Here is a 19,707-nt window from a genome sequence, read left to right on the forward strand (position 1 = left end):
GGAAGCCTCGTTAAAACCACCTGCTAACGGTCGGCAGAGCGGATGCGAGAACGGTTATTTCGGTGCAGATGGTACAGGCGTGGGGCCAGGGACCGGCACCGCGGTCGCCGGCTTGCGACGTACGCCGTTCAGTTCAATCGTTGCGGGTACCGAGGTCGACTCAGCAACCACCGGCGGCGGCACCGCGGTCATCGTCACCTGGACCTTCATGCACTGCGCCGGGTCCGCGCGCTTGAACTGGCGGCAGTTCCACAGCGACTTCTCATACCGGCTCGCCCGATCCCTCAGATAGCTGAAACTGAGCGAGGCGGTCTGTGTAGGGTCGAGCGGCAGCGAGGGCGCCACCTTCGTACCGTCCGTCCACGCCATGTACCGGCAGAACGCCTTGTCGCCGCAAGCTTGAGCCGCAAGGGTCGTGAGTCCATCGGCCGTCTGGTTGCGAGGTAGCGTCACGAGCAGCGTGTCACTGTCGACCGGAGCCGCGGCGGGCGTGGGCGCCGTCTCCGTTGCAGCACCGAACCCCATTGCGATCGACGCCTCCGCCAAGGCCGCATCCGCTTCGACAAGCGCTGCGCCCGTTTTGTGAGCATCCGACAGCTCGGCAAGTTGCGCGATGACCGGCTCGACGGTCTCCGGATGACGCCCGAAAGCAGGCGGCGTGCCCCACCAGCCCGACCAGCGGAAGAACAGATGCGTGTTCACCGCAGTGATCTTGTCGAGGCTCGACTGCCAGTACGGCACCACCCAGTCGGTATGGTAGTGCGTCGCATAGCCAACCTGCTTGAACACCGCGCCCGACAATGACGCCGCAGCAACTTCACGCGCCCGACGCCAAGCGTCGTCGGTGGGATGCCAGCGGGTAAGCGCGCCGTCGCAGCTGAAGCTGAACTGGCAGCCGGTCGAACGGTCCTGCCCTTCGAAAACGACCCCGCACACGGTCTTCGGGAAGGCCGGATGGCGCAGCCGGTTGAGCACGACCTGCGCAACCGCGCGTTCGCCGAGCGTGTCGTCGCCGGCCTCGTAGAGAATACCCGCCGCCATGCAGTCCGTCGCGCGCGCCAGATCCTCCGGCCCACCGGCGAAGCGGAACGGCCGCGCCGCCGGATTCGGATCGGTCGAGAACGGCACGGTCGCGTTGAACGCACGCGCGTCCTCGGGGCTGAGATCGACGAACTTGACCGGCTCGACCTCAGGCACTTCGGCTTGCGGCACGACCCGGCCCGCGGGCAGCTTCACCCGCTTCGAGGCGTGGACGATCGTGGGCGGGTTGGCGACGACCAGCGCAGGCCCGACGATCGCCAGCGCGGAGACGCCGACGAGGATGGCGCGCAGCACCGTCGTGCCGCGCGCGGAAAGCTCTGCTGTCACTGTTCGGGCAGGAAGTCCGGGACCGACAGATAGCGCTCGCCGGTGTCGTAGTTGAACCCAAGAACCCGAACGTTGTCAGGCAGATCGGGGAGCTTCTGAAGGATCGCTGCGAGCGTCGCGCCCGAGCTGATGCCGACCAGCATGCCCTCTTCGGTCGCCGAACGACGCGCCATGTCCTTGGCCACCGCGGCGTCGACCTCGATCACGCCGTCGAGCGCCTGGGTATGGAGGTTCACTGGGATGAAGCCGGCGCCGATGCCCTGGATCGGGTGAGGCCCTGGCTGGCCACCGGCGATCACCGGCGACGCGGCGGGCTCGACCGCGTAGACCTTGAGCGACGGCCATTCCTTCTTCAGCGCCTCGGCGACGCCGGTGATGTGGCCACCAGTGCCGACGCCGGTGATGATCACGTCGATCGGCGTGTCACGGAAGTCGGCGAGGATTTCCTGTGCGGTTGTCGCGACATGCACGGCGATGTTCGCAGGGTTTTCGAACTGCTGCGGCATCCACGAGCCGGGCGTCTGCTCGACGAGTTCCTTCGCGCGCTCGATCGCGCCCTTCATGCCCTTTTCCCGCGGAGTCAGGTCGAACGTCGCGCCGTATGCGAGCATCAGGCGACGGCGTTCGATCGACATGCTCTCGGGCATGACGAGGACGATCTTGTATCCCTTCACCGCCGCAACGAGCGCCAGGCCGATGCCTGTGTTGCCGCTGGTCGGCTCGATGATCGTGCCGCCGGGCTGAAGATGGCCGTCCTTCTCCGCTGCCTCGATCATCGCGAGCGCGATACGGTCCTTGATCGAGCCGCCGGGGTTCGAACGCTCGGACTTCACCCAGACTTCGGATTCGGGGAACAGCTTCGACAGGCGGACGTGCGGCGTGTTGCCGATCGTATCGAGGATCGAGTTGGCCTTCATGGCTTGGCTTCTCCGTGTTCGGGTTCGGTCTCTAGGATCTCTAGGATCTCTGGGGGATCAAAGGTTTTCGCGCGGCCTAGTTCCGGGAACAGTCGTGCCCAGCCGATCGTGATCGCAATAGCACCGACGCCGCCGAACACCACCGCGCCGACCGGACCGAGCAGCGACGCCATCACGCCGCTCTCGAATTCGCCGAGTTCGTTCGAAGCGGAGATGGTGAGCTGCGACACCGCACTGACGCGGCCGCGCATCGCGTCGGGGGTGTGGAGCTGGATAAGCGACTGGCGGACATACACCGAGATCATGTCCGCGCCGCCCGCGACGATCAGCGCGACGAGGCTGAGGACGAAGGCGGGCTGGACGGGGATGCCGCCGATCGTACCGGGCGCGATGCCGAGCAGGTCTACGATCGGCGTGGCGACGCCGAAGGTCAGGATCGCGAGGCCGAACACGACGACGGCGATCAGCATCTTCACGCCGACATTGGTGCTCATGGGGCGGACCGAGAACCAGATCGCCGTCACCGCCGCGCCGATCCCCATGCCCGCTGCGAGCACGCCAAGCCCCTGAGACCCGACGTGTAGGATGTCGCGCGAATAGACCGGGAGCAACGAGGTCGCGCCGGCGAGCAGCACCGCGAACAGATCGAGCGTGATCGTCGCGAGAACGAGACGGTTGCGGCGGACGTAGGTGAAGCCCTCGATGATGCGGGCGAGGGGGCGGTGGTCGGTCTGCGCGGCGGGCTGCGGCACCGGGCCGATCAGGAACATGAAGAGGAGCGCGACGACGAACAGGATCGTCGCGACGCCGTAGGCGACCTCCGGGTGGATCGCGTAGAGGAGACCGCCGACGCTGGGGCCCGCGATGGTGCCGACCTGCCAGGCGATCGAACTGATCGCGATCGCGGTCGGGAGGACGGCGCGAGGGACGAGGTTGGGGGCGAGCGCGGAATAGGCCGGGCCGGAGAAGGCTCGGGCGACGCCAAAAGCGACCGCGGCGACGAACAGGACGCCGAGCGTGAGGTGGCCGGTCCAGGTCAGCAACCACAACGTCGCGGCGGTTAGCACCAGCAGCGCGGTCGTGCCGCGTACGATCCAGCGGCGGTCGAAGCTGTCCGCGACAAGGCCGGTGATCGGGGTGAGGAGGAACAACGGCACGAACTGTGCGAACCCTATCATGCCGAGCATGAAGGCGGCCTGGCGGATGTCCATCGTCTCTCGGGCGATGTTGTAGACCTGCCACCCGATCACGATCGACATCGCGCTGACGGCTATGGTGCCGGTGAAGCGGGACAGCCAATAGGCGCGGAAATTGGCGATCCGTAAGGGATGCTGGTGGGGGTCTGCGGTGGAGTCCATTGCTGTTGGCTTTAGGCGGTGGTGCGAGGGGAGGGCAACCGGAGCTTTGCTTGGGGTAGGGATAGTGACTCGGTCGGACTTAGCATGTTCTCCCGCGAAGGCGGGAGCCCAGTCTGGGCTCCCGCCTTCGCGGGAGAACAAGGAGGCGGGGGTGTCCTATCTGAGCAACCGGCTCGTCGCTACCGTTCCCCCGTCACATAACACCACCCCGGCGAAGGCCGGGGCCCAATTGGGGGACGGCGCCAACTGAGCGATGCACGTCGTTACTGCGACCTCTTCAATTGGGCCCCGGCCTTCGCCGGGGTGGTTTGCTCGCGCGGTAGGGCTCGCGCGACCTGTCGAGCGCCCCATCCCACACCCCGCAAACCAACATACCCCAGACGGGAATTGATGTTCCGCCCCGTCCGCGCCTATAGGCTCCCTCAACTCCCCTACGGAAAACGAGGTTTCCCACATCGTGGCCAAGACCCCCCCACCAGCACGCGCAATCGCCGAACCGCCGATTACGAACCGCGAACGACCGGCCGAACCAAAGCCGTACGAGGCGTCGAAGGACGAACTGCTCGAAATGTATCGGCAGATGCTGCTGATCCGCCGTTTCGAGGAAAAAGCGGGCCAGCTCTATGGCTTGGGCCTGATCGGTGGCTTTTGCCATCTGTATATCGGCCAGGAAGCCGTCGCTGTCGGGCTTCAGTCCGCGCTGAACGGCGAGACCGATTCGGTGATCACCGGCTACCGCGATCACGGCCACATGCTTGCCTACGGGATCGACCCCAAGGTGATCATGGCCGAGCTGACCGGGCGCAATTCGGGTATCTCGAAGGGCAAGGGCGGGTCGATGCACATGTTCTCGACCGAGCATAAATTCTACGGCGGCCACGGCATCGTCGGTGCGCAGGTCTCGCTCGGCACCGGCCTCGCGTTCAAGCACAAATACTCGAACGACGGCGGCATCTGCATGGCCTATTTCGGCGATGGCGCCGCGAACCAGGGTCAGGTGTACGAGAGCTTCAACATGGCCGAGCTGTGGAAGCTCCCGATCATCTTCGTGATCGAGAACAACCAGTACGCGATGGGCACCAGCGTCAACCGCGCGTCGGCCGAAGACCAGCTGTACCGCCGCGGCGAGAGCTTCCGCATTCCCGGTATCCAGGTCGACGGCATGGATGTGCTCGCCTGCCGCGGTGCTGCCGAGGAAGCGCTGGCGTGGGTCCGCGCGGGCAAGGGCCCCGTCATCCTCGAGATGAAGACCTATCGCTATCGTGGCCACTCGATGTCCGATCCGGCCAAGTACCGCACGCGGGACGAAGTCCAGGCGGTCCGCGACAAGTCGGATCCGATCGATCACATGAAGAAGCTGCTCGACGCGCAGGGCGTGACCGAGGCGGACCTCAAGTCCCTTGAACAGGAAATCAGGAAAATCGTGAACGAAGCCGCCGATTTCGCCGAGCAGACCCCGGAGCCGGATGCTGCCGAGCTCTACACCGACGTTCTGGTGGAGAAGTACTGATGGCGATCGAGATCAAGATGCCCGCGCTCTCCCCGACGATGGAAGAGGGCACGCTGGCCAAGTGGCTCGTCAAGGAAGGCGACAGCGTCAAGTCGGGCGATATCCTCGCCGAGATCGAGACCGACAAGGCGACGATGGAGTTCGAGGCGATCGACGAAGGCACGATCGGTTCGATCGCCGTCGCCGAGGGCACCGACAACGTGAAGGTCGGCACCGTCATCGCGACGATCCTCGAAGAGGGCGAGAGCGCGAGCGACCAGAAGCCTGCGGAAGCACGCTCGGGCGATGCGGCAAACGCCGCGCCGAAGGAGACGCCTTCGGACGACAAGGCTCCCCCGGTTCCCGAAGGCGCTTCGCCCGCCAAGGCCGAGAGCGGCACGCAGCAGCTCGTCGCGTCGGCCGAGAAGGTCGGCATCTCCGACCCCGCGATCCCCGAGGGTACCGAGATGGTCAAGACGACCGTCCGCGAGGCGCTTCGCGACGCGATGGCCGAGGAAATGCGCGAGGACGACCGCGTCTTCGTGATGGGCGAGGAAGTCGCGCAGTATCAGGGCGCGTACAAGGTCACGCAGGGCCTGCTCGACGAGTTCGGCGACCGTCGCGTGATCGATACGCCGATCACCGAATACGGCTTTGCCGGCATCGGTGCGGGCGCGGCGATGGGTGGTCTGCGCCCGATCGTCGAGTTCATGACCTTCAACTTCGCGTTGCAGGCGATCGACCACATCATCAACTCGGCGGCCAAGACCAACTACATGTCGGGCGGCCAGATGCGCTGCCCGATCGTGTTCCGTGGTCCGAACGGCGCGGCGTCGCGCGTGGGTGCCCAGCATTCGCACAACTTCGCGGCGTGGTATGCGAGCGTCCCCGGCCTGATCGTCATCGCGCCGTATGACGCGGCGGACGCGAAAGGCCTGCTGAAAGCCGCGATCCGCACCGAGGATCCGGTCGTGTTCCTCGAGAACGAGCTGATGTACGGCCGCAGCTTCGACGTCCCCAAGCTCGACAACCACGTCCTGCCGATCGGCAAGGCGCGGATCGTCCGCGAGGGCAAGGACGTCACGATCGTCAGCTACTCGATCGGCGTCGGCATCTCGCTCGAAGCCGCCGAGAAGCTCGCCGAAGAGGGCATCGACGCGGAGGTCATCGACCTGCGCACGCTGCGCCCGCTCGACACCGAGACGGTGCTGAAGAGCCTCGCCAAGACCAACCGCATGATCATCGTCGAGGAAAATTGGGCGACCTGCTCGATCGCCTCGGAGATCGTGTCGGTGGTGATGGAGCACGGCTTCGACGACCTCGACGCACCGGTGCTCCGCGTGACGAACGAAGACGTGCCTATGCCCTACGCGGCGAACCTCGAAAAGCTGATGCTGGTCGACGTCGCGAAGGTCGTAAAGGCAGTGAAGAAGGTCACGTACAAGTAAGTCGACGGGTGGGGCGAGCGATCGCCCCACCCCAAGAAAAGCGCGCCCGTTGCTTCAGCAGGAAGCGACGGGCGCCTTTTCGTCGTTGTAGATCTTGGTAAGGTCGCGTCGGTCCCTGACCGCCATCGACGCGATCTCGTGGATCGCCGCGCTGGGCATCCATTCGGATCCGACCAGCGGCGTATAGACATAGTGGACTTCGACGAACATCGTGGCGTTGTCGTCAATCGCGGTGGCCATCTGTCCCGCTGGTCCCATGCCCGCCATGTTGGTTGCACCAGCCTTTCCGTATGTCGATGCCAGCGGTTGGTCTCCGTAGCAGCGTTGCCAGCCGATCTTGTACTTCTTGGACGTGTTCGGCGTCGCCATCGGTTCGAGGTCGGATATGATGATCCGGCCGTTCTTTTTCAGATCGAGCGTTCCCGACGACAGCTGCGCGCCAGTCATGACGTCGTTTATATCGGTTTCGCTGACGGTCTTTGCCGCGAGTTGCGCGCCGACCCCGATCCGCGCCGCATTGTCCGCGAGCTGCAGCGCCAATTGGCTGATCCGCATCTTGGTCGTGATGTAGTTGGTCATCTCCGCGCCGCCCAGGCACAGCAAAATTAGGAACGGCAGCACGAGTGCGAACTCCAGCAGGGCGACGCCGCTCTTGTCCGTGACAAGATTTCGATCCCGACGGATACTCACTTGCAGTTCCGAACTATGCTCGAGTTGGCCGCTGCGCTCTGCGTCGTGTAAGGCTGGTTTTGCAGAACCGTTCGCGCTGTCAGCGTCACGTTCGGTCCTTGCCCCAGAAAGCCACCGACCGGCAGTAGGTGAGGGTAGGTGACGGTCACCGTGTAGACCGTGCGATCCTTCGCCCCGCCCTGGCCGTTTTCCGCACCATCGGCGTCCCACACGCCGTTCGCGTTCGAGTCTGTATACGGCTCCCCGTTATCGCAGGTGAGGTCGTGATCGGTATCGCTCCACGTCTCGGCCTTTGCCGCGGCGGCATCCGAGAACGTCTTGTAGAACCGGCGGGCGAAATGCAGCTGCGCGTCGTTCGCCAGTTCGAGGACCTGGCCCTTCACCCGGTCGTCGATGACCTGTTGCTGGTCGACGCCGGTGTTGGTCTCGATACCCGAATCACGCGCGGTCTTCTGGACGATGCCCTCCAACGCGGCTTGCATGTACAACGTATGCGCGATGTCGAAGCTGCCGACGAGGAACAGGCATAATACTGGAGCCACCAGCGCGAACTCGACGATCGTCGTTCCGCGGTTCTCGGCCGCAAGCCAGGCCAAGCCTGGCGAACGACGCGGTGGCATCAGCCGGGTCAATTGGTTAGCCTCAACTGCGAGATCTGGTTGGCGATGCTCCGGAACGTGTTCTGAAGATCGGCTTGGTTCCTCGCTGCAAAATACCGTCCAGGCGTTGCACAATCCTTCATCTGCTTTTCAATCGTGGCGCTCGATGCACCGAACCAGATCACCCAGAGCGTGATGTTCTTGTTCTTGACAGCCGCACAGACCGCGGCGGTCCGTGCGTTGACCTGCTGGGTCAAGGTGCCCGACGAGCCACAACCCGACGTGGGGACAGCGTCCGGATCGGTCTGGCGTCGGTCGAACCAACCAAAGCCGTAAGCCTGGTAGTTGTTGGCGTCGGTGCATGACTCGCCATCCGTCATGAAGATCATATTGCGTTGGATCTCGCCCCCCTTCGGCGTCAGCGCGTTCTCGCTTGCGAACATGCCCGTCGGCGACATGAGGCGGCCGCCCCAGATCAGACCTATGTCGTGATACGTGTTCCCGCTGGCCTGAAGGCTATCGACATATCCATCGAAAGCGTCCGGCTGCCATTCCTGCAGCTTATGGGCCGGGGTGGGGCAAGCATAACTGTCCCCAGTATAGTTCTGCTGGAAATTTGTAACCGTATCGAGCGTGTAGGCACCCGTATTCGTATAGTTGACCTTCCGAGCAAAGACGGCACCCGGCAGCGCCGGCCCCCATAGACTGTCCTGATCGCTGGATGTCGGAAGCGCATCGATATCGAGGTCGCGAGCTTTGGCGGGGATCGGCGTATAAGACGCCTGCCGTACGGTTGCACGCTCCTCGATGCAGCCGTCCCACATCACTGGAACGGTAGTGTGATCGGTGCCGACTGGCAGGCTGACGGAACTGTTCCAGCCATTGCCGCTCTTCAAGCCGGAAATGTTCTGCGTTACCTGCTTGTAAGACCACGCCGGAAAAGCAAAAGAGCCCGATGCGCCCTTATTCGATCTAGCAAACTGCGTATAGCGCTCAATACTGCGCTCTTGATATTGTAGCGTACACATTTTGGTAGTGGCGTTGTAATCTCGGTTGTAGACTCGCTGCGTATAGGGTGCCCATGCCAGCCAACCTGAATCATTCTCGGTATTGTTAGCCGGCCATGAAGGCATGCCACTAGCGGTGAACGTGTCGTTGGGCAGCGGAACCAAGGTGTTGTTACAGTCGGTATTTTTCGCTGCATTCTTTGAAGTTGATGTGTTCTGGGAGCCAGAGAATGCCGAGGCATTTCTCGCGTTGTTCCCCGAGAAGGCGTAAAACGTTCCATAAAGCTGCGCAGGCTCGCGTGATTGATAGGTCCACGAATCTGCTACAAACTTCGTAGGAAGCAGGCGGCCGACGTTGACGTTCGTCGCATAGGGGACGAAGCCGAAGCGCACCTGAACCTGATCGCTGACCCCGCCGCTCGGGGCTCCGCCTATGCAGTTCTCGTCGGTATCCAGCCGGGCGACGATCTCATAGAAGCATTTGACCGAAGACTTGAGCGCTTCGATCTTGGTTTGCGTGTCGCCGCTGACGGCCCTGCTGCCCATCGACCCGGTCGTGTCCAGAACGAACATCACATCGGTATTCGGCAGGCGCATCTCGGATTGGCACGTTACGTTCAACGTCGATTCGTCGAAATCGAGCACGCGCATCAACGTCATTGGCAGGACCGTACTTACGGTGCCGGTGACTTTGCCGGCGTGCTCCGTGAACGCGGTCTTGAGATCCGTGCTGCCATAAGAACCGCTCGCGAAATTCGCGCTGAAGAACGAGTTGGCGGCGGCAAGGTCGTCGCTGCCCCAGATGCCCCCGCCCATCGCTTTTCGTCCAGCCAATGCGCCCGCGTCGCACGCGTGCTGCATCCGCGTCTTCGTAATATATAGCCTGCTCAGATCAATGCCGCCGCCAACGATTCCGATCAGCGGGATCAACGCGGCTGCGACGATCGCAAGCGTGTTTCCACGGACGTCACGGCGCAACCTGCCGAGAAATGTCGCCGCTTTACGACGTGTTGCATGATTAAGCGGCTTTATCACGGTATGAGCGGTTCCCGTCCTGATGGTGGGATCGCAATGCGCCATACGGTGGTAAGCCGCGCTCAAGAAATATGGATAACGCCGCGTTTACGACTTACCCGGGCGAATGCTGTATTGGGGAAACATGAGCCTATCCGTCACACGTCCGGAACGCGCGCTCGCGTTCAGCTACGCCAACAAATCCGCGCGACCGGCACTCGCGGCGCTGTTCGCGCTCGACGATACGCTTGCTTCGATACTGCGTTCTACGCGCGAGCCCTTGATCGGCCAGATGCGGCTGACATGGTGGTACGAGGCACTGGGACGTCTCGACACCGCGCCCGCACCTGCTGAACCCGTGCTGGTCGCGCTTAAGAAGGAGGTCCTGTCGTCGGGCGTATCGGGCGAGATGCTCGCACGCTTGACCGACGGGTGGGACGCGCTTCTGGAACCGGTGCTCGACGTCAGAGCGATCGAGCGGTTCGCACTAGATCGGGGACGGCGTCTGTTCGAGGTCGCGGCCATCATGCTCGCGGTCAGCGATGACCGGATCGGTCGGGCTGGTGAGGGATGGGCGCTCGCAGACCTCGCGCAGAAACTGACTGATAGCGCGGGACGTGACCTGGCACGTGTCCGGTCGATCGCCGCGCTCGATGGCGCATTGCGCGGCCGGTGGCCGTCTGCGGCGCGCGCGCTGGGCGCACTTGCCGTGTCGGCGCGGTTCGACATGATGCCAGAGCATTCCGCGCCGGGAAGTCCGAAGCGCATCGCGCGGTTGGCGTGGCATAGATTGACCGGATACTGACCAATCGAATGGGGATCGTCTGCGGCGAGGCCTAGCGTGCGAGCTGGGCAATGGGGGCGGCGGCGATGTGGCGGTATCTGGCGGGCGGAGCGGCGGTGATCGCGTTGATCGCGGCAGGAATCATGTTTTTTAGCGGTAAGGCGCGGCCGGGGCCGGTGCTACCACCGCAACCCATGGCACAGGTCGGTAGCGGCGCGGTCACGTCCGATCCGCTACCCGATGCCGCGCCCGAGGCGACCGACAAGACGCGCGAGCAGAAGCGGTTCGATCGCTACGACAAGGACCGCGATGCCAAGATCACGCGCGAGGAATATCTGGTCCAGCGGCGCAAGGCTTACGCGCGGCTGGACGTCGATGGCGATGGCAAGCTGTCGTTCGACGAATGGGCGGTCAAGGCGACGACCAAGTTCGCGGACGCCGACCGCGACAAATCCGGCGCGATGACCGCCCCGGAATTTGCCACGACGGCGGTCAAGCGGAAGGGGCCAGCTCGGGTGAATTGTCCGCCGGTTCAGCCTGTTGCCGAGGAGAGTTGAGCCACTCTGCGAGCGCCGCGCGGCCACGGTCGGTATACATCCGCTTGCGATCCGCCTTCTTGGTCCGGCCCGTGATCGGCGGGAACAGCCCGAAGTTGACGTTCATCGGCTGATACGTCTCGACCTTTGCGCCGCCAGTGATGTGGCCGAGCAACGCACCGAGTGCCGTCGAATAGGGTGGTGGCGTCAGTGTCTTGCCGGTCAGTTCTGCTGCGGCGAACAGTCCGGCGAGCATGCCGATCCCGCAGCTCTCGATATATCCTTCGCACCCGGTGATCTGGCCTGCGAAACGAATGTTCGGGCGCGACTTTAACCGCAGCGTCTCATCGAGCAGTTCGGGCGAGCGGATGAAGGTGTTGCGATGCAGCCCGCCCAACCGCGCGAACTCGGCATTTTCTAGGCCGGGGATCGTCCGGAAAAGGCGGACCTGGTCGGCGTGCTTCATCTTGGTCTGGAAGCCGACGATGTTCCACAGCGTACCCTGCGCATTGTCCTGGCGGAGCTGGACGACGGCGTGCGGCCAGCGCCCCGTCTTCGGGTTGTCGAGCCCGACCGGCTTCATCGGGCCATAGCGCAGCGTATCGACGCCGCGCTCCGCCATCACCTCGATCGGCATGCAGCCGTCGAAATAGGGCGTGTCCTTCTCCCATTCCTTGAACGGGGTCTTCTCGCCATCGATCAGGCCCTGGTGGAAGGCCAGATACTGGTCCTTGTCCATCGGGCAGTTGATGTAATCCTTGCCCTCACCCTTGTCCCAGCGCGATGCGAACCAGGCCGTGCCCATGTCGATCGAGTCGCGGTGGACGATCGGCGCCAGCGCGTCGAAGAAGGCGAGCGCCTCGCGGCCGGTCTCTGCGCCGATGCCCGCAGCGAGCGAGGCGGCGGTGAGCGGACCTGTGGCGATGATCGTCGGGCCGTCGGGTAGTGCGTCGATGCGTTCGCGAACGAGCGTGATGTTCGGGTGCTGGTCGATCGCCTCCGTCACGCTGGCCGAGAAATTGTCGCGGTCGACGGCGAGCGCGGAGCCGGCGGGAACGCGGTGGATGTCCGCCTGGCGCATAATCAGCGAGCCGAGCGTGCGCAGTTCCTGATGGAGCAGCCCGACCGCGTTGGCTTCGGCATCGTCCGACCGAAAACTGTTCGAGCAGACGAGTTCGGCGAGGCCGTCAGTCTGGTGCGCGGGCGTCTCTTCGCCGCTGCCGCGCATTTCGGACAGGCGGACCTTAAGGCCGGCTTCGGCGAGTTGCCAGGCAGCTTCGGAACCGGCGAGCCCGCCGCCGATGACATGGATATCGTGGGTCATTCGCGTCAGATAGCGTCGGACGCTTGCCGTGTCAGGTCCGCAATACCACTTCGCCTGCATGACGGACCCGACGAAGATCTTCACGATCGGCTATGAAGCCACGACGATGGCCGATTTCCTCGCGGCCTTAAAGGCGGCGGGGGTGAAGCGGGTGATCGACGTCCGCGCTCTCCCGCTGTCGCGGCGACCAGGGTTTTCGAAGACCTCGCTCGCCGCGTCGCTGCGCGAGGTCGAGATCGATTACGTGCACCTGAAGGCTCTGGGAACGCCGAAGCGTGGGCGCGATGCGGCCAAGAAGGGCGACGTCGCGACGCTGACCGCGGTGTATGACGAACAGCTCGAGCTTCCCGAGGCGCAGGCGGCGGCAGCGATCATGCTCGGGCTGGCGGCCGAGAAGCCGAGCGCGCTGCTGTGTTATGAGCGGGATCCTTGTCATTGCCACCGGACGCTGCTGCTGCGCGCCGTAGGTGAGGGGACGGAAGTCGAGGATTTGTACACGTAATCTGGATGAAGGGCAGCGTTTCTGGACCGAACGTTGCTTTCAGCCTCACGCGCCGCTAACGACCACCCATTCGCCCTGGACCCGGTGCAATTCCGGGTGGCTATTCCGGCCGCCGATCCGCCGGACAACGCAACGACGCCTCTGAAGTGAACCGCCTGCCAAGACAGCGCCGCGGTTCGTGCGTCCTATGCGGATACATCCATGACATCCTTATCTCTTTCCCGTTACCGCGCCGAATGGTTCAGCGGCCCGACCGCCGCACGCCGCGATGTGCTCGCCGGCATGGTCGGCACCTTCGCGTTGATCCCCGAGGTCATCGCCTTCTCGTTCGTCGCCGGAATCGATCCCGAAGTCGGCTTGTTCGCGTCGTTCGTGATCGGCATCGTCATCGCCTTTGCGGGCGGGCGCCCCGCGATGATCTCCGGCGCGGCCGGCTCCGTTGCGCTCGTCGCGGCCGCCTTGGTCTACGCCCATGGCCTACAATTCCTGCTGGTCGCGACGATGCTCGCAGGTGCACTCCAGATCGCGTTCGGGCTCGCCAAGCTCGACGTGCTGATGCGGTTCGTCTCGAAGTCGGTCCGCACCGGATTCGTCAATGCGCTCGCGATCCTGATCTTCTCCGCGCAGGTGCCGCAGATGGTCGGCGTCAGTTGGCAGGCCTATGCGATGATCGCCGGTGGTCTCGCGATCATCTACCTCATGCCGCGCATCTCGAACGCCATCCCGTCGCCGCTGATCTGCATCGTCGTGCTGACCGCGATCGCGATGTGGGTGCCGATGCCCCTCAAGACGGTCGGCGATCTCGGCAAGCTGCCCTCCACGCTGCCGTCGTTCGGGATGCCCGACGTGCCGTTCAACTGGGACATGCTGCGGATCGTTGCTCCCTATGCGTTGGCGATGGCCGCCGTCGGGTTACTGGAGTCGATGATGACGGCGAGCGTAGTCGACGACCTGACGGAAACCACCAGTTCGAAGGCGCGCGAGTGCACCGGGCTCGGGCTCGCCAACATCGCCGCGGGTGCGTTCGGTGGGATCGCCGGGTGCGGGATGATCGGGCAGACCGTCGGGAACGTCCGCTATGGCGGGCGAGGGCGGCTGTCGACGCTGGTCGCAGGCGTGTTCCTGCTCGTGGTCATGGTGCCGCTGAGGCCGTGGGTGGCGCAGGTGCCGGTCGCGGCGCTGGTCGCGATCATGATCATGGTGTCGATCAGCACCTTCTCCTGGGGCTCGATCCGCGAACTTGCGCGGCATCCCAAGATGTCGAGCGTGGTGATGGCCGCGACCGTGATCGTCACCGTCGCGACGCACGACCTGTCATTGGGCGTCGGTGTCGGCGTGCTGCTCAGCGGCGTGTTCTTCGCATGGAAGGTCACGCGGCTGATGGACATCACGGTCGAGCACGACACGGCCAGCGACACGCGAATCTACCGTGTCGGCGGTCAGGTGTTCTTCGCTAGCGCCGATATCTTCGCGGACCGCTTCGATCTTCGCGAGACTGCACGCGCAGTGCGGATCGACCTGACGCGCGCGCATCTTTGGGATGTCACCGCCGTCGCCGCGCTGGAAGACGTGGTGGCCAAGCTGCGGCGTCACGGCACGATGGTCGAAGTCGTCGGGCTCAATACGGCGAGCGAGACGCTGGTCGATCGCCACGCGCCCCTGCTGCTCGACTAACGTCTGGCAGATACAAAATTGGCAGCGCTACCGAAGTAGCGCTGCCAAATCTATGTTGTAGAACGGTTTTGCCTACTGCTGAGGGACGGTGTCGTTCTCGACCGGCGCTTCGTCGCGCGTCACGCGAGCGGTCATGCCTGTCGCATCGGCATCGTCGCGCATCTGCTCGTCGGGCGCGACTGGCGGTTCGCGTTCCGGCTCGACCGCGTTCACCGTCGGGGGAGCCTCGACCGGTGCCGTCTCGACCGGTGCCGGAGCGGGCGTCGGCGCTGCTTCGGACTCGGTCACGCCGGTATCTTCGACCATGTTGGTATCGGTCGGCGGCTGGTCGGGCTCCGAGCGTGAGCAGCCGGCCATGGCCATTGCGGCAAGCAGGCCGCCGGCAATGGCGGTACGCGTGCGGATGGAAATCGTCATGTATGGTCCTCTCAACGAGCGGCGATCGTCTGGCGTGCGGTGCGCGCCTCGATCTTGGAAGCGAGGGTGCCGTCCCAGTTATAAGGGTCGGCGCGGAAGTTCATCTGGCCGTTGCCGCTGGCAAATGCGGTCCAGTAGAGCAAATACACCGACACAGGCTTGGTCAGGCGGGCACGGACCGTGTCACCCTTGGCGACCGCGGCGACGACCATCTCGGGTGTCCATGACGGATCGCCCTTGAGCAGCAGGTCGGCAAGTTCGGCAGGCTTTTCAAGGCGAACGCAGCCGTGGCTCGCAAGCCGGCTGAAGCTTGCGAACTTCGCACGGCTGGGCGTATCGTGGAGATAGACCGAATAGTCGTTGGCAAAATCGAACTTGAACCGCCCCAGCGCGCTCTGGTCGCCAGCCTGCTGCTGCAGCCGCGTACCGTCGATCACCTTGATGCCGTTGCGCTTGAAATAGCCCGGGTTGGCCCGCTCCTTCGGCCACAGCTCCTTCGTCGCGATCGACGTCGGGACGTTCCACGGCGGATTGATGACGATGCTGTGGATCGTCGAGGACAGCATCGGCGTCTCGTCCCCGGGCCGGCCCGTCACCGCGCGCATCGACTGCACGGGCGTATCGCCGTCGAACACCGTCAGCACGGCCGCGGCGATATTCACCTGGATACGATCGCGCGGCAGGTCCTGCGGCAGCCAGCGCCAGCGCTCCATGTTCGCCATGATCTGGCGTACGCGGTCGCCTGCGGTGACATTGAGCGCGGCGAGGGTCTGCGTCGAGACGATCCCGCTCGGGTTGAGGCCATAGCGACGCTGCGCGCGGCGTACCGCTTCCACCAGCGGCGCGTCGAACCGGTCGCCGCTCGTTGCAACGTCCTTGTCCTCCGCCACGAGACGCTTACGCAGCGCGATCACGCGAGGACCGGTCGCGCCGATCGTGAAGTCGGGACCGGAGGCAAGCGGTGCCCAGCCGCCCGCAGACGCGATCGAACGATAATTCTGGAGGCCCTTCCGCAGGCCGTCATACCCTGCATAAGGCGGTGGCAATGATGCGAACCACGCCGCGATCCGGTCGAGCCGCACGGCGTCGGCAAAGGCAGGTGTCGGGTCATAGGCCGGCGGACGCAGGCCCCAATCCTTCTGGAAGTCGGCTTCGTTCAGCCGCCCGGCATGCACCGCGCGCGCATGATCGAGTGCAGCGCGGACCAGTTCGTCCTTGCTCGGCGCGGTAGTCGACGCGGTTGCGGCCGACTTCAGGCCCTGCGCGACGATGTCGCCATTGAGCAGTCTGTCGAGCAGCGCGGCCTGCGCGTCGCTCAGCGGCGGCACGGTGATTACCGGCGGCGCGAGCGTCGGCGTCGGCATGGCGGCGGGCGCGGTCGGGACGACCGGTGGCGGCGTAACCTGCGCGAACGACGCGGTTGCCATCAACAGCGGTGTTGCCGCGAGCACCGACCGGATCACGCCGGTCTTCATTCGTCCATCATCGAAACCGCGAGCCATAATCGTCCTGTCTTGTATCCGGTCGATGCTTTCGCACGACGTAGCTCTCCCTTAGCTGAACCGGACTCGCTAAGCATCGCCAATCGGGCAAAATTAACGGTTCAGGCCAAGGGAGCGGCATTTTCCTGCCGGGCGAGCACTTCGTAGGCCATCACGGCGGTCGCAACGGCGGCATTGAGGCTGTCTGCCTTGCCGAGCATCGGGATCTTGACCAGCACGTCGCACGCCTCGGCCATCTCGGGCGGCATGCCCTGCGCTTCGTTGCCGGTCAGCAGGAAGGTCGGGCCGGTATAGGTCGCCGCCCGGTAATCCGTTTCGGTATCGAGGCTGAGACCCACGAGCTGGCCGGGTCCGCTCCGAAGCCAGGCCTGGAACGGCTCCCACTCGGTCTTCACGACGGGGATCGTGAACAGCGCGCCCATGCTCGCGCGGACCGCCTCGACCGAGAACGGATCGACCGACTCACCGATCAGGATCAGCCCGCCCGCGCCGACGGCATCGCCGGTGCGCAGGATCGTGCCGAGATTGCCCGGATCGCGCAGCCGTTCGGCGACCAGCCAGATGCCGGAGGTGGTGCGATCGAGGTCTTCGAGCGTCGCGTCGAACTCGTCGAAAACACCGACGACCGCCTGCGGGTTATCCTTGCCCGACAGCTTCGAAAGAATGTCCGGCGTGGTCTGGATCGAATCACCACCGGCATCCTCGACGTCCATCGACAGCGCGTGGACCAGCGGATGGTTCGCGCTTGCCGCCGCGTAGAATAGAGTACGGGGCAGGCGTCCTGTCTCGCGCGCCTCGGTAAGGATGCGCAGTCCCTCGGCGAGGAACTGCTTGGCCGCACGCCGATGCCGCTTGTCGCGCAAGTCGCGGACATACTTGATCAGCGGGTTCGAAAAGGCGGTTATCTCGCGGGGCATCTAGCGCCCCTTCCGCTTGCGGGAGGGGTGGGGGAGGGGTTTGTAAACACGCCGTCGCTCATGCCCTCCCCCGACCCCTCCCGCAAGCGGGAGGGGAGAAAGACGGTCAATCCTCGCCGAACTTCGCCTCGACCAGTTCGGCGAGCGCGGCCACCGTATGCTCCGCGCCATCGCCGCTCGCGCTGATCGTGATCGCGTCGCCCCTGGCAGCACCTAGCATCATCAATCCCATGATCGACGTGCCGGTGACGTGATCCGACCCGTCCTTGGTCACGCTGACCTCGACCGGGTGCGACGATGCCAGCGTCACGAACTTGGCACTCGCGCGCGCGTGGAGCCCACGACGGTTGGTGATCTGGACCGTGCGCGAGACCTCGCTCACGCGGCTGCCTCGCCGAGAACCTCGGAGGCTACCGAAATGTATTTGCGCCCGGCCTCGCGCGCCGCAGCAACCGCCGCAACGACCGTCATGGACTTGCGCGCCGAGCCCAGCCGGATCAGCATCGGCAGGTTCATCCCCGCGATCACCTCGATCCGGCCGCGTTCCATTAGCGAGATGGCGAGATTGGAAGGGGTGCCCCCGAACAGGTCGGTCAGCACGATCACGCCGCGCCCGACATCGACCGCCTGGATCGCGGCGGCGATATCCGCGCGACGCTCCTCCATGTCGTCGTCGGGACCGATCGCGATCGGCGCGACGCGTTCCTGCGGGCCGACGACGTGGATCATCGCGCGAACGAATTCCTCGGCCAATCGACCGTGCGTTACCAGAACAAGGCCGATCATGTCAGCGTTTCATACTCATAAGACGACCGGTGATCCTTCGAGCGCATCTTGTGGAGCGGCCCCCAGGTCGCGGTGCGCGATACTGGGCGAAAATCCCGCGTCGCGCAACCGTCGCGCCACGCGGTCAGCGACGTGGACCGACCGGTGTCTCCCTCCGGTACACCCGAACGCGACCGTGACATACGACTTGCCTTCCGCCCTGTAGCGCGGGAGCAACAGAATCAGCAGCTCCTCGATCCGACTCACCGCAGCTTCGTAGGCGGAATCGTCCATGATGTAGGCGGAGACGTCGGCGTCGAGACCGGTGCCGGGGCGCAACTCCGGGTCCCAGTGCGGATTGCGGAGGAAGCGCATGTCGAACACGAGGTCGGCGTTACGGAGCAGGCCGCGTGCGAAACCGAACGATCGGATCGACAGCGTAGGCTCGCCGCGCTCACCGCCTGCAAAGCTAGCACGGATCTGTTGCGCGAGTTCGTTGGCGGTCATGTCGGTGGTGTCGATCAGGCGGTTCGCCCAATCGCGCAAGGGCGCGAGCAGTTCGCGTTCACGGCTGATCCCGTCGTTCGCGGGACGGTCCAGCGCCAGCGGGTGGCGACGGCGAGTCTCGGAATAGCGGCGTTCGAGTTCGGCACCCGAGCAGTCGAGGAAAAGCATTCCGACCTCGAGCCCATGCTGGTCGCGGAGATCGCGGATGCGGCTGACGATCCGTTCGGGATCGAAGTCGCGCGTGCGGGCGCCGATACCTATCGCGAGCGGCTGCGAATCGGCAGTCGATCCTTCGGGAAGCGGCGTTTCCAGCAACCGGTCGAGCAGCAGTAGCGGCAGGTTGTCGACCACCTCCCAGCCGAGATCCTCCAGCGTCTTGAGCACGGTCGACTTGCCCGCGCCCGACATGCCGGTGACGAGCAAGATGTCCTTGGGCCGGGTCATCGTGAATGCATCATTCTAAAGGCTCCGGATTGCGCACTGCGAGTTCGATCTTGATCGGGGCGGAGGCTTCGAACGGATCGACCGCGACCTGGCGAACATCGATGCCGACGATCGTTCGCAGCCGACGTTCGGGCATGCGTTCGACCGGGCTGTCGACACGGACGACCAGACCGACCGGAACGTCCCCGACATACGGCACGGCGATAATGCCGATCCCGCGCACCTCGATGCGGCCGACGATCGTCGTCGGTGCGCGCGCGAGCAAGATCTCACCCGAGCGGACCACCAGCGTCTGGTCATCGCTGACGAGGGTCGCACCGCGGTCGATCAGACGTAGCGCGAGGTCGGATTTGCCGGAGCCGGAAACGCCTTCGATCATCACCGCGACGCCGTCGATCGCGACCGTCGTGGCGTGGAGCCTGTCGGATTGGGTGGCGATCACGAC

20 protein-coding genes and 1 other annotated feature are annotated in these 19,707 nt (G+C 64.5%); of the genes, 6 read left to right on the top strand and 14 right to left on the bottom strand.

Features of this window, described 5'->3' with window-relative positions; translation table 11 throughout:
* Positions 1-54 precede the first annotated feature (54 nt).
* The 3 genes from O6X71_RS03270 to O6X71_RS03280 are packed head-to-tail and all read right to left on the bottom strand — an operon-like array spanning position 55 to position 3,643.
* Positions 55-1,368: a cell wall hydrolase gene (locus O6X71_RS03270; protein ID WP_353464414.1), complete on the bottom strand. Its 1,314-nt coding sequence runs from the start codon at positions 1,366-1,368 to the stop codon at positions 55-57.
* Positions 1,365-2,285, bottom strand: a complete 921-nt coding sequence (gene cysK / locus O6X71_RS03275) for a cysteine synthase A (protein ID WP_056048760.1) — start codon at positions 2,283-2,285, stop codon at positions 1,365-1,367. Before cysK ends, O6X71_RS03270 begins: the two co-directional genes overlap by 4 nt.
* Entirely contained in the window at positions 2,282-3,643 is a 1,362-nt protein-coding gene (locus tag O6X71_RS03280) for an MFS transporter (protein WP_353464415.1), read from the bottom strand. The genes cysK and O6X71_RS03280 overlap by 4 nt, the downstream gene beginning before the upstream one ends.
* A gap of 457 nt (positions 3,644-4,100) precedes the next feature.
* Between O6X71_RS03280 and pdhA the strand changes: the two genes are divergently transcribed.
* Both pdhA and O6X71_RS03290 read left to right on the top strand, forming a co-directional pair.
* Positions 4,101-5,153: a pyruvate dehydrogenase (acetyl-transferring) E1 component subunit alpha gene (gene pdhA, locus O6X71_RS03285; protein ID WP_056048766.1), complete on the top strand. Its 1,053-nt coding sequence runs from the start codon at positions 4,101-4,103 to the stop codon at positions 5,151-5,153.
* The gene (locus O6X71_RS03290) at positions 5,153-6,580 is read left to right on the top strand and encodes a pyruvate dehydrogenase complex E1 component subunit beta (RefSeq protein ID WP_353464417.1); all 1,428 of its coding nucleotides are present in this window, start codon (positions 5,153-5,155) and stop codon (positions 6,578-6,580) included. The genes pdhA and O6X71_RS03290 overlap by 1 nt, the downstream gene beginning before the upstream one ends.
* A gap of 54 nt (positions 6,581-6,634) precedes the next feature.
* Here O6X71_RS03290 and O6X71_RS03295 read toward each other — a convergent pair whose 3' ends face one another.
* The 3 genes from O6X71_RS03295 to O6X71_RS03305 are packed head-to-tail and all read right to left on the bottom strand — an operon-like array spanning position 6,635 to position 9,977.
* Positions 6,635-7,270: a TadE/TadG family type IV pilus assembly protein gene (locus tag O6X71_RS03295; RefSeq protein WP_353464418.1), complete on the bottom strand. Its 636-nt coding sequence runs from the start codon at positions 7,268-7,270 to the stop codon at positions 6,635-6,637.
* Complete coding sequence (locus tag O6X71_RS03300; protein ID WP_353464419.1) at positions 7,267-7,902, bottom strand: TadE/TadG family type IV pilus assembly protein; 636 nt, start codon at positions 7,900-7,902, stop codon at positions 7,267-7,269. Before O6X71_RS03300 ends, O6X71_RS03295 begins: the two co-directional genes overlap by 4 nt.
* Positions 7,899-9,977: a pilus assembly protein gene (locus tag O6X71_RS03305; protein ID WP_353464420.1), complete on the bottom strand. Its 2,079-nt coding sequence runs from the start codon at positions 9,975-9,977 to the stop codon at positions 7,899-7,901. The genes O6X71_RS03300 and O6X71_RS03305 overlap by 4 nt, the downstream gene beginning before the upstream one ends.
* A gap of 58 nt (positions 9,978-10,035) precedes the next feature.
* Here O6X71_RS03305 and O6X71_RS03310 point away from each other — a divergent pair, with 58 nt between their 5' ends.
* Together O6X71_RS03310 and O6X71_RS03315 are read left to right on the top strand one after the other, a co-directional pair.
* The gene (locus O6X71_RS03310) at positions 10,036-10,695 is read left to right on the top strand and encodes a squalene/phytoene synthase family protein (protein WP_353464422.1); all 660 of its coding nucleotides are present in this window, start codon (positions 10,036-10,038) and stop codon (positions 10,693-10,695) included.
* Between the two features lie 65 nt (positions 10,696-10,760).
* On the top strand, positions 10,761-11,231 hold the full coding sequence (locus O6X71_RS03315) for an EF-hand domain-containing protein (protein WP_353464423.1): 471 nt from the start codon (positions 10,761-10,763) through the stop codon (positions 11,229-11,231).
* Here O6X71_RS03315 and trmFO read toward each other — a convergent pair.
* The gene (gene trmFO, locus O6X71_RS03320) at positions 11,167-12,534 is read right to left on the bottom strand and encodes a methylenetetrahydrofolate--tRNA-(uracil(54)-C(5))-methyltransferase (FADH(2)-oxidizing) TrmFO (protein ID WP_353464424.1); all 1,368 of its coding nucleotides are present in this window, start codon (positions 12,532-12,534) and stop codon (positions 11,167-11,169) included. The genes O6X71_RS03315 and trmFO overlap by 65 nt on opposite strands.
* A 58-nt stretch (positions 12,535-12,592) precedes the next feature.
* On the opposite strand from trmFO, the gene O6X71_RS03325 reads away from it, so the two are divergent.
* Together O6X71_RS03325 and O6X71_RS03330 are read left to right on the top strand one after the other, a co-directional pair.
* On the top strand, positions 12,593-13,036 hold the full coding sequence (locus O6X71_RS03325; protein WP_353464425.1) for a DUF488 domain-containing protein: 444 nt from the start codon (positions 12,593-12,595) through the stop codon (positions 13,034-13,036).
* Between the two features lie 74 nt (positions 13,037-13,110).
* Positions 13,111-13,166 (top strand) — a sequence feature (sul1 is cis-regulatory element that is thought to sense ions involved in sulfur or methionine metabolism; They are found in Alphaproteobacteria).
* 71 nt (positions 13,167-13,237) lie between these two features.
* A complete protein-coding gene (locus O6X71_RS03330) occupies positions 13,238-14,710 on the top strand; it encodes a SulP family inorganic anion transporter (protein ID WP_353464426.1) in 1,473 nt (490 codons plus the stop codon).
* 72 nt (positions 14,711-14,782) lie between these two features.
* Here the strand turns inward: O6X71_RS03330 and O6X71_RS03335 are convergent, their stop codons facing one another.
* From O6X71_RS03335 to O6X71_RS03365, 7 genes are all read right to left on the bottom strand, one after another.
* Positions 14,783-15,127, bottom strand: a complete 345-nt coding sequence (locus tag O6X71_RS03335; RefSeq protein ID WP_353464427.1) for a hypothetical protein — start codon at positions 15,125-15,127, stop codon at positions 14,783-14,785.
* A gap of 11 nt (positions 15,128-15,138) precedes the next feature.
* Positions 15,139-16,602 (bottom strand): L,D-transpeptidase family protein, encoded by a 1,464-nt coding sequence (locus tag O6X71_RS03340; protein WP_353464428.1) that lies wholly within the window; start codon positions 16,600-16,602, stop codon positions 15,139-15,141.
* A gap of 128 nt (positions 16,603-16,730) precedes the next feature.
* On the bottom strand, positions 16,731-17,546 hold the full coding sequence (locus O6X71_RS03345; RefSeq protein ID WP_353464429.1) for a TrmH family RNA methyltransferase: 816 nt from the start codon (positions 17,544-17,546) through the stop codon (positions 16,731-16,733).
* Between the two features lie 106 nt (positions 17,547-17,652).
* Entirely contained in the window at positions 17,653-17,928 is a 276-nt protein-coding gene (locus tag O6X71_RS03350) for an HPr family phosphocarrier protein (protein ID WP_353464430.1), read from the bottom strand.
* Positions 17,925-18,332, bottom strand: coding sequence for a PTS sugar transporter subunit IIA (locus tag O6X71_RS03355; RefSeq protein ID WP_056058662.1), 408 nt, complete (start codon positions 18,330-18,332; stop codon positions 17,925-17,927). The genes O6X71_RS03350 and O6X71_RS03355 overlap by 4 nt, the downstream gene beginning before the upstream one ends.
* A gap of 15 nt (positions 18,333-18,347) precedes the next feature.
* Complete coding sequence (rapZ, locus tag O6X71_RS03360) at positions 18,348-19,262, bottom strand: RNase adapter RapZ (RefSeq protein ID WP_353464431.1); 915 nt, start codon at positions 19,260-19,262, stop codon at positions 18,348-18,350.
* A gap of 10 nt (positions 19,263-19,272) precedes the next feature.
* On the bottom strand, positions 19,273-19,704 hold the full coding sequence (locus tag O6X71_RS03365; protein WP_353464432.1) for an HPr kinase/phosphorylase: 432 nt from the start codon (positions 19,702-19,704) through the stop codon (positions 19,273-19,275).
* Positions 19,705-19,707: the final 3 nt, after the last annotated feature.

It is taken from the genome of Sphingomonas faeni (assembly GCF_040407505.1).
In the GTDB taxonomy this organism is placed as follows: Bacteria; Pseudomonadota; Alphaproteobacteria; order Sphingomonadales; family Sphingomonadaceae; genus Sphingomonas; species Sphingomonas faeni_E.

Excerpts from the sequence above, each read along its gene's own strand:
- O6X71_RS03330 (WP_353464426.1), top strand. The coding sequence starts at position 13,238 with ATGACATCCTTATCTCTTTCCCGTTACCGCGCCGAATGGTTCAGCGGC.
- O6X71_RS03325 (WP_353464425.1), top strand. The coding sequence starts at position 12,593 with ATGACGGACCCGACGAAGATCTTCACGATCGGCTATGAAGCCACGACG.
- O6X71_RS03310 (WP_353464422.1), top strand. The coding sequence starts at position 10,036 with ATGAGCCTATCCGTCACACGTCCGGAACGCGCGCTCGCGTTCAGCTAC.
- rapZ (WP_353464431.1), bottom strand. The coding sequence starts at position 19,262 with ATGACCCGGCCCAAGGACATCTTGCTCGTCACCGGCATGTCGGGCGCG.
- O6X71_RS03345 (WP_353464429.1), bottom strand. The coding sequence starts at position 17,546 with ATGCCCCGCGAGATAACCGCCTTTTCGAACCCGCTGATCAAGTATGTC.
- trmFO (WP_353464424.1), bottom strand. The coding sequence starts at position 12,534 with ATGACCCACGATATCCATGTCATCGGCGGCGGGCTCGCCGGTTCCGAA.
- O6X71_RS03290 (WP_353464417.1), top strand. The coding sequence starts at position 5,153 with ATGGCGATCGAGATCAAGATGCCCGCGCTCTCCCCGACGATGGAAGAG.
- O6X71_RS03335 (WP_353464427.1), bottom strand. The coding sequence starts at position 15,127 with ATGACGATTTCCATCCGCACGCGTACCGCCATTGCCGGCGGCCTGCTT.
- O6X71_RS03340 (WP_353464428.1), bottom strand. The coding sequence starts at position 16,602 with ATGAAGACCGGCGTGATCCGGTCGGTGCTCGCGGCAACACCGCTGTTG.
- O6X71_RS03280 (WP_353464415.1), bottom strand. The coding sequence starts at position 3,643 with ATGGACTCCACCGCAGACCCCCACCAGCATCCCTTACGGATCGCCAAT.
- O6X71_RS03315 (WP_353464423.1), top strand. The coding sequence starts at position 10,761 with ATGTGGCGGTATCTGGCGGGCGGAGCGGCGGTGATCGCGTTGATCGCG.
- cysK (WP_056048760.1), bottom strand. The coding sequence starts at position 2,285 with ATGAAGGCCAACTCGATCCTCGATACGATCGGCAACACGCCGCACGTC.
- O6X71_RS03355 (WP_056058662.1), bottom strand. The coding sequence starts at position 18,332 with ATGATCGGCCTTGTTCTGGTAACGCACGGTCGATTGGCCGAGGAATTC.